This window comes from Anabaena sp. AL93 (assembly GCF_001672085.1).
Lineage (GTDB): Bacteria > Cyanobacteriota > Cyanobacteriia > Cyanobacteriales > Nostocaceae > Dolichospermum > Dolichospermum heterosporum.
This window is the reverse complement of the sequence record NZ_LJOU01000086.1, coordinates 21,464-27,463: the sequence shown is the minus strand read 5'-3', so window position 1 is coordinate 27,463 and position 6,000 is coordinate 21,464. Positions and strand designations below refer to the sequence as shown.

At 37.7% G+C, this 6,000-nt stretch carries 7 protein-coding genes and 2 pseudogenes; 1 reads left to right on the top strand and 8 read right to left on the bottom strand.

Annotated features, from left to right (window positions below; genetic code table 11):
• Positions 1-232 (top strand): annotated as a pseudogene (locus AN486_RS20315) (IS4 family transposase); the annotation flags it as partial.
• A 509-nt stretch (positions 233-741) separates the two neighbouring features.
• Here AN486_RS20315 and AN486_RS20310 read toward each other — a convergent pair.
• The 8 genes and pseudogenes from AN486_RS20310 to AN486_RS20280 all read right to left on the bottom strand — a co-directional run bounded on the left by AN486_RS20310 (position 742) and on the right by AN486_RS20280 (position 5,164).
• Complete coding sequence (locus tag AN486_RS20310) at positions 742-1,005, bottom strand: type II toxin-antitoxin system RelE/ParE family toxin (RefSeq protein ID WP_053539733.1); 264 nt, start codon at positions 1,003-1,005, stop codon at positions 742-744.
• A complete protein-coding gene (locus tag AN486_RS20305) occupies positions 1,002-1,232 on the bottom strand; it encodes a hypothetical protein (protein ID WP_053539734.1) in 231 nt (76 codons plus the stop codon). Before AN486_RS20305 ends, AN486_RS20310 begins: the two co-directional genes overlap by 4 nt.
• A 144-nt stretch (positions 1,233-1,376) precedes the next feature.
• Positions 1,377-1,490: an element excision factor XisI family protein gene (locus AN486_RS26715; protein ID WP_168636645.1), complete on the bottom strand. Its 114-nt coding sequence runs from the start codon at positions 1,488-1,490 to the stop codon at positions 1,377-1,379.
• Positions 1,491-1,972: 482 nt separating this feature from the next.
• On the bottom strand, positions 1,973-2,359 hold the full coding sequence (locus AN486_RS20300) for a type II toxin-antitoxin system VapC family toxin (RefSeq protein WP_190384293.1): 387 nt from the start codon (positions 2,357-2,359) through the stop codon (positions 1,973-1,975).
• Positions 2,359-2,583, bottom strand: coding sequence for a type II toxin-antitoxin system Phd/YefM family antitoxin (locus tag AN486_RS20295; RefSeq protein ID WP_290602317.1), 225 nt, complete (start codon positions 2,581-2,583; stop codon positions 2,359-2,361). The genes AN486_RS20300 and AN486_RS20295 overlap by 1 nt, the downstream gene beginning before the upstream one ends.
• Positions 2,584-2,878: 295 nt before the next feature.
• A complete protein-coding gene (locus AN486_RS20290; protein ID WP_039200136.1) occupies positions 2,879-3,208 on the bottom strand; it encodes a ribulose bisphosphate carboxylase small subunit in 330 nt (109 codons plus the stop codon).
• 46 nt (positions 3,209-3,254) lie between these two features.
• A pseudogene (locus tag AN486_RS20285) lies at positions 3,255-3,663 on the bottom strand (chaperonin family protein RbcX).
• Positions 3,664-3,733: 70 nt separating this feature from the next.
• Positions 3,734-5,164 carry a form I ribulose bisphosphate carboxylase large subunit gene (locus AN486_RS20280; protein ID WP_027403993.1) on the bottom strand — a complete coding sequence of 477 codons (1,431 nt, stop codon included), beginning with the start codon at positions 5,162-5,164 and terminating at the stop codon, positions 3,734-3,736.
• Between the last annotated feature and the right edge of the window lie 836 nt (positions 5,165-6,000).

Here is a 6,000-nt window from a genome sequence, read left to right as displayed (position 1 = left end):
ATGGAAATTCTTAAAAATGCACCTCAAGTTAGACAGACTTATGACAAAGAATGAGAATGGAATTAGAATTCAGATAATGTGCTGTTTAATCGCTTATTTGATATTGCAACTAATAGAAATACCGCAAGAATTTGGCAAAACTTTATTAGATAAACTCCGTTATCTTCAGTCCTATATGTGTCAGGAAATAAGTTATGTTCATTGGTTTAGAAAACTTATTTGGATAAGATGAAAAATAGCACTTATAGGCTAAGTTTATTTCAATATGTAAAGTTTTATTACGCTATTCAACATTTCTGAAAAAAAACTCATCTTCAAAACCCGAAATATTCCCAGATAAATATTCATATATAATCCTGCTAATCCTCTAATCCTGGACATCCTGATTCAGACAATTAAGCATTTTCAGGATGTAGAAAAAAACTCATCTTCAAAATCTGAAATATTCCCAGATAAATATTCATAAAAAATCCTGTAAATCCCCTAATCCTGTAAATCCTGATTCAGACAATTAAGCATTTTCAGAATGAAGAAAAAAAACTCATCTTCAAAACCCGAAATATTCCCAGATAAATATTCATATATAATCCTGCTAATCCTCTAATCCTGGACATCCTGATTCAGACAATTAAGCATTTTCAGGATGTAGAAAAAAACTCATCTTCAAAATCTGAAATATTCCCAGATAAATATTCATAAAAAATCCTGCTAATCCTCTAATTCAAATTATCCTGATTCTGACTATGAAAAGAAATTCTCATAATCGTCATGACTACCAATCCAGAACCATGTTACTGTGTCATCATCCAAAACCCCAATTGCTCGATAATTACGAGTTATCCTGACAGACCAAATATTTTCCTGATTATTGATACATTTAAAATGCAAAGACGGATAAAAAGGATTTTCTTTCCATAAGCGGTAAGCTTTTCTCGCACTCTGTCTAACTTGCTTGTCAAGAAACTGATATTCATCCCAAAAAGAAGGAAGGGTTGCAGACTTCATAACTTGTCATAGTCCATTGGTTTCGCAAGTCCTTCTGCAATTTCTCTTTTAGCACGTTGAGCAGATGCAATCAATTTTTCTTGAGTTTTCTTAAATGAATTGTCCCATTTAAGTTCATCTTGCAAATCTGCCAAATATTCTCTCAAATGTTCTGCAATTTTGTCTTGTAAATCTTCAGATAAAGATTCCATCATTTTAACTACAGTGGTAATTGCTGGAGATGACATGATCTAATTTCCTTTTAAACCTTACCAGTCTATTTTACTAAATATAAACTTAACTGCATCCCTCAACATATTCCACTATGCGGGGAAACATCCTGAAAATGCTTATCAGAGTGGAGAATGAAGGTTATTATTGATACTAATGTTTTAGTTTCTGCTGTTCTCAAGGGGAGAGAACCAAGGGATTGTAAAATCTCTCTGAATCCAAATTTTTTCATCTCTAATATCTATATGAATAATTGTCCCATAAACGTAACTCACATTAATTCATGAGATTAAATCTAATCAATTTTGGTGCGTTACGCAACGCTAACACACCCTACTGTCTGAATCAGGATTTCCAGGATTTAAGGATTTTCAGGATGAAGAAAAAAACTCATCTTTAAAACCTGAAATACCCCCAGATAAATATTCATAAAAAATCCTGTAAATCCTCTAATCCTGGTTATCCTGATTCAGACAATTAAGGATGTACAAAATGAAGAAAAAAACTCATCTTTAAAACCTGAAATACCCCCAGATAAATATTCATAAAAAATCCTGTAAATCCTCTAATCCTGGTTATCCTGATTCAGACAATTAAGGATGTACAAAATGAAGAAAAAAACTCATCTTTAAAACCTGAAATACCCCCAGATAAATATTCATAAAAAATCCTGTAAATCCTCTAATCCTGGTTATCCTGATTCAGACAATTAAGGATGTACAAAATGAAGAAAAAAACTCATTTTGAGCGTTATTTTTCACCACAAACGCTGTACGGGATAGGTATCGAAAATTGTATCAGCACTTATTATAGGCATATTTTCTACCATAGCCTGTGCAATTAACATTCTGTCAAAAGGATCACGATGATGTAAAGGGAGTTGATTAATAGCCGTAATATGACTGATTTTTATATCTAACACCGTGAAGTCATTAATACTAATTTGCTGCGTTATAAATGTCTCAAATGGAAGATTAAACGTTAGCTTTCCTAACCCGTGTTTAATTCCCATTTCCCAAACACTAGCTATACTCAAAAAAATCTGATTATTCTCATCGTTAATCAATTCTAAAACTTGATTACTAAGTCGAGAGTTATCTGTTACATACCAAATAAATGTATGTGTATCTATCAAAAACATCATCACATATATTCCTGAAAATCTTCTAAAGGTGCATCAAAATCATCAGCCATTGTTACCATTCCTTTAGCACTACCAGGTTGACGACGGTGTTTAAGTGGTAATACAGGAATTAATTTCACCACAGGTTGATTATCTTTCATGATGATAATTTCATCACCACCAAGTGCTGCTTCAATGAAATCAGATAAGTGTTGAGATGCTTCATTAACAGTAATTTGTTGCATAATTACTACCTTTAGTTTTGTGTGTGCGACTCAACCGACAATTCTATTCTCTATCAAAAACTAAAAAAAGAGAGATAGAAAACTCTACCCCTCTTTTTAATTCATCAAACTACTATTAGCTAATTAGCTCTTAGAGGTTGTTTGAAAAGTATTAGATGAAACCGACAATCTCCGAAACCTAACCCCCCTTCCCCCATTCCCTTGTAGGGAAGGGGGGTTTCAAAGCCTCTCCCCGCGTCGGGGAGAGGTTTGGAGAGGGGTTTATTGATACATTAAAAACTTTTCAAACATCCTCTTAGTATCTGCTGGGTTTGTGAACAAGGAAGCTCATAACTTGACACTGCTTAATGTTGTCAAAACCAACAACACGGACGTAGCAGTTACCATACTGAGAACGGCAACTTTGAACTTCACTCAATACTTCTTGAGCAGTTTTAGCGCCGAACAAAGGCAACTTCCACATTGTCCAATAAAGTTCTGTAGGTTCAGAAGTTTCGTTGAATTCAATTGCAGGAATGAAACCTTGTGAAATAATGTACTGAACTTGCTTGGCGATTTGCGCGTCAGACAAAGGGGGAAGGTAAGAAAGGGTTTCGTAACGACGCTCTTTAGGTAAAGTTTGCATAGTTTTTGATAAGTGGGGGGAGATTTTTTATGACTTGGTTGACTGACTAATTAGATAAATTATCCAAATTAGAATCAGATATTGTCTGTCTTTGGTATTTCGAGGCTGGGACTTGATAAACTTAGTTGCGTAATGCGTTCGAGATGCTGGCGACGCTGTTCCATATTGGCTTGCTGAATGCCAGTTAGTACCATTTCTGGTAAAAACTCTGTCACTTCCGCCGCTATATGTTCCCTGACAGTCATAATCCGCAATGCCAAATCTGACTTTTCTAGAAACAATTCCTCTATATAAGCTTCTCCGTCTTGGATTTTCCCAGCGGAAAAGTTTTGCAACCAATGTGCTAGAGGAGGATTTGTTTCGCCTAGCTGTGCCAATACAGTCCTTAGCGCCTGATAAGTCAGGTAGCTTTGGAGAGTTTTGGCTGTGTCTTTCGCAATTTGCTTTAAATCCATGCTTGACCCAGCCCTTTAGATTTTTAGATTTTGGATTGTTTATGAATCCAAAATCCCAAATCCTCAATTATCAGACGGTATCCATTGCTTCAAACTCGAACTTAATTTCTTTCCACAGTTCGCAAGCAACAGCCAACTCAGGAGACCACTTAGCAGCTTCGCGGATAATATCGTTACCTTCACGAGCCAAGTTACGACCTTCGTTACGAGCTTGAACAACTGCTTCTAGAGCTACGCGGTTAGCTGTAGCACCAGGAGCGTTACCCCAAGGATGTCCGAGAGTACCACCACCGAATTGTAGTACGGAGTCGTCACCAAAGATTTCTACCAACGCGGGCATATGCCATACGTGGATACCACCAGAAGCAACTGCCATTACACCGGGTAAAGAAGCCCAGTCTTGGGTAAAGTAAATACCACGAGACTTGTCTTGTTCGATGTAGTTTTCACGCAATAGGTCAACGAAGCCCATTGTGATTCCCCGTTCACCTTCTAACTTACCAACTACTGTACCGGTGTGAATGTGGTCACCACCAGACAAGCGGAGAGCTTTAGCTAATACGCGGAAGTGAATACCGTGGTTCTTCTGACGGTCAATTACAGCGTGCATAGCACGGTGAATGTGCAACAGAATACCGTTATCACGACACCAGCGAGACAATGTGGTGTTAGCGGTGAAACCTGCGGTCAGGTAATCGTGCATGATGATGGGCTGTTTGAGTTCTTTAGCGTACTCAGCCCGTTGGATCATTTGTTCGCAGGTAGGAGCGGTAACGTTCAGGTAGTGACCCTTGATTTCGCCTGTTTCTGCTTGTGCTTTGTTGATAGCTTCAGATACAAACAAGAAGCGATCGCGCCATCTTTGGAATGGAGCAGAGTTGATGTTTTCGTCGTCTTTGGTGAAGTCCAAACCACCACGTAAACATTCGTAAACTGCGCGTCCGTAGTTTTTAGCGGAAAGACCTAATTTGGGTTTGATTGTACAACCCAACAGAGGACGACCATATTTGTTCAATTTGTCGCGCTCTACTTGGATACCGTGAGGAGGTCCTTGGAAAGTCTTGATGTAAGCTACAGGGAAACGAATGTCTTCCAAACGTAATGCCCGTAAAGCTTTAAAACCAAATACGTTACCTACGATGGAGGTTAGTACGTTGGTGATAGAACCCTCTTCAAACAAGTCCAAAGGATAAGCAACATAACAAATATATTGGTTATCTTCACCGGGAACTGGTTCGATGTCGTAACAACGACCTTTGTAGCGATCTAGGTCGGTGAGCAAGTCTGTCCATACTGTTGTCCAAGTACCAGTGGAAGACTCAGCAGCTACTGCCGCACCGGCTTCTTCAGGAGGAACTCCGGGTTGGGGAGTCATCCGGAAAGCTGCCAATAAATCTGTATCTTTAGGAGTGTAATCAGGTGTGTAATAAGTTAGTCTGTAATCTTTAACCCCAGCTTGGTACCCAGACTTAGCCTGAGTCTTAGTTTGCGCGTAAGACATATTTTTCTTCCAAGAAGTCTTTCTTTCTACTATCAAATCACGTTATGTGCCACTTCTTCTCATTCCTACTCTTAATTCATTCTTAATGAAATTATAAGTTTTGCTTATGGTTAGGGGCGATCAATTTCTATGGTGGCAGTATTACTGCTGCACGAATCAGGTTGCAGTCACAATCACCGCAACAAGTCGTTTACCATGTTTCAGACGTACTGTTTGACGCTGTTATTTTTCGTCCCAGAAATACAAAATCTTTTCATCTTGAGTTTGCATACCCGACTAAATCGGCTTTACAAGCCGTCTGGGGAATTTTGCCTGAAAGCCGCATTCCAGATATAAGGCTGGTTTGCTGCAATTCTCTTTTTTTTCCTGATGTCTTTACCTAAAGCGGGTAAGGAGGGATCATGAGGCATTTTTCCTGAAGACAAGTTTAATCAGGGGATGAGCAAGAAAAGAAGAAACTGCACATCACGGAATTTGTAGCTTACCCCACAATATATCAATAATTCAATAAGTTATTTTGCGAATTTTGTTAATTGATATATTTAAATTTGTTATTACATAAAGATTTAACATTTTATTAAGATTGATTTACAAATGTGTATATCTAAACTCTAGAGAGCTAATGATGTCAGGGCTTTGTTGTCAAATAATGTAATTTTTAATACTAATCTAAAATGTTTGTTACGGCTGATGCCTCCGGCTCCCGCATGGATACGCCACACTTCGTGAACGATTTTATGCTACCTAATAACTATACCATATTTAAAATATACATCTATTATGGTATTAATAAAACTCAAAAAACTTAGTAGAATTAACTAGAAAGGAATATCACC

What these genes read in the sequence shown, in the direction of transcription:
- AN486_RS20300 (WP_190384293.1), bottom strand. Translation starts at nt 2,359, where the DNA reads ATGATGTTTTTGATAGATACACATACATTTATTTGGTATGTAACAGAT.
- AN486_RS20310 (WP_053539733.1), bottom strand. Translation starts at nt 1,005, where the DNA reads ATGAAGTCTGCAACCCTTCCTTCTTTTTGGGATGAATATCAGTTTCTT.
- AN486_RS20305 (WP_053539734.1), bottom strand. Translation starts at nt 1,232, where the DNA reads ATGTCATCTCCAGCAATTACCACTGTAGTTAAAATGATGGAATCTTTA.
- AN486_RS20280 (WP_027403993.1), bottom strand. Translation starts at nt 5,164, where the DNA reads ATGTCTTACGCGCAAACTAAGACTCAGGCTAAGTCTGGGTACCAAGCT.
- AN486_RS20290 (WP_039200136.1), bottom strand. Translation starts at nt 3,208, where the DNA reads ATGCAAACTTTACCTAAAGAGCGTCGTTACGAAACCCTTTCTTACCTT.
- AN486_RS20295 (WP_290602317.1), bottom strand. Translation starts at nt 2,583, where the DNA reads ATGCAACAAATTACTGTTAATGAAGCATCTCAACACTTATCTGATTTC.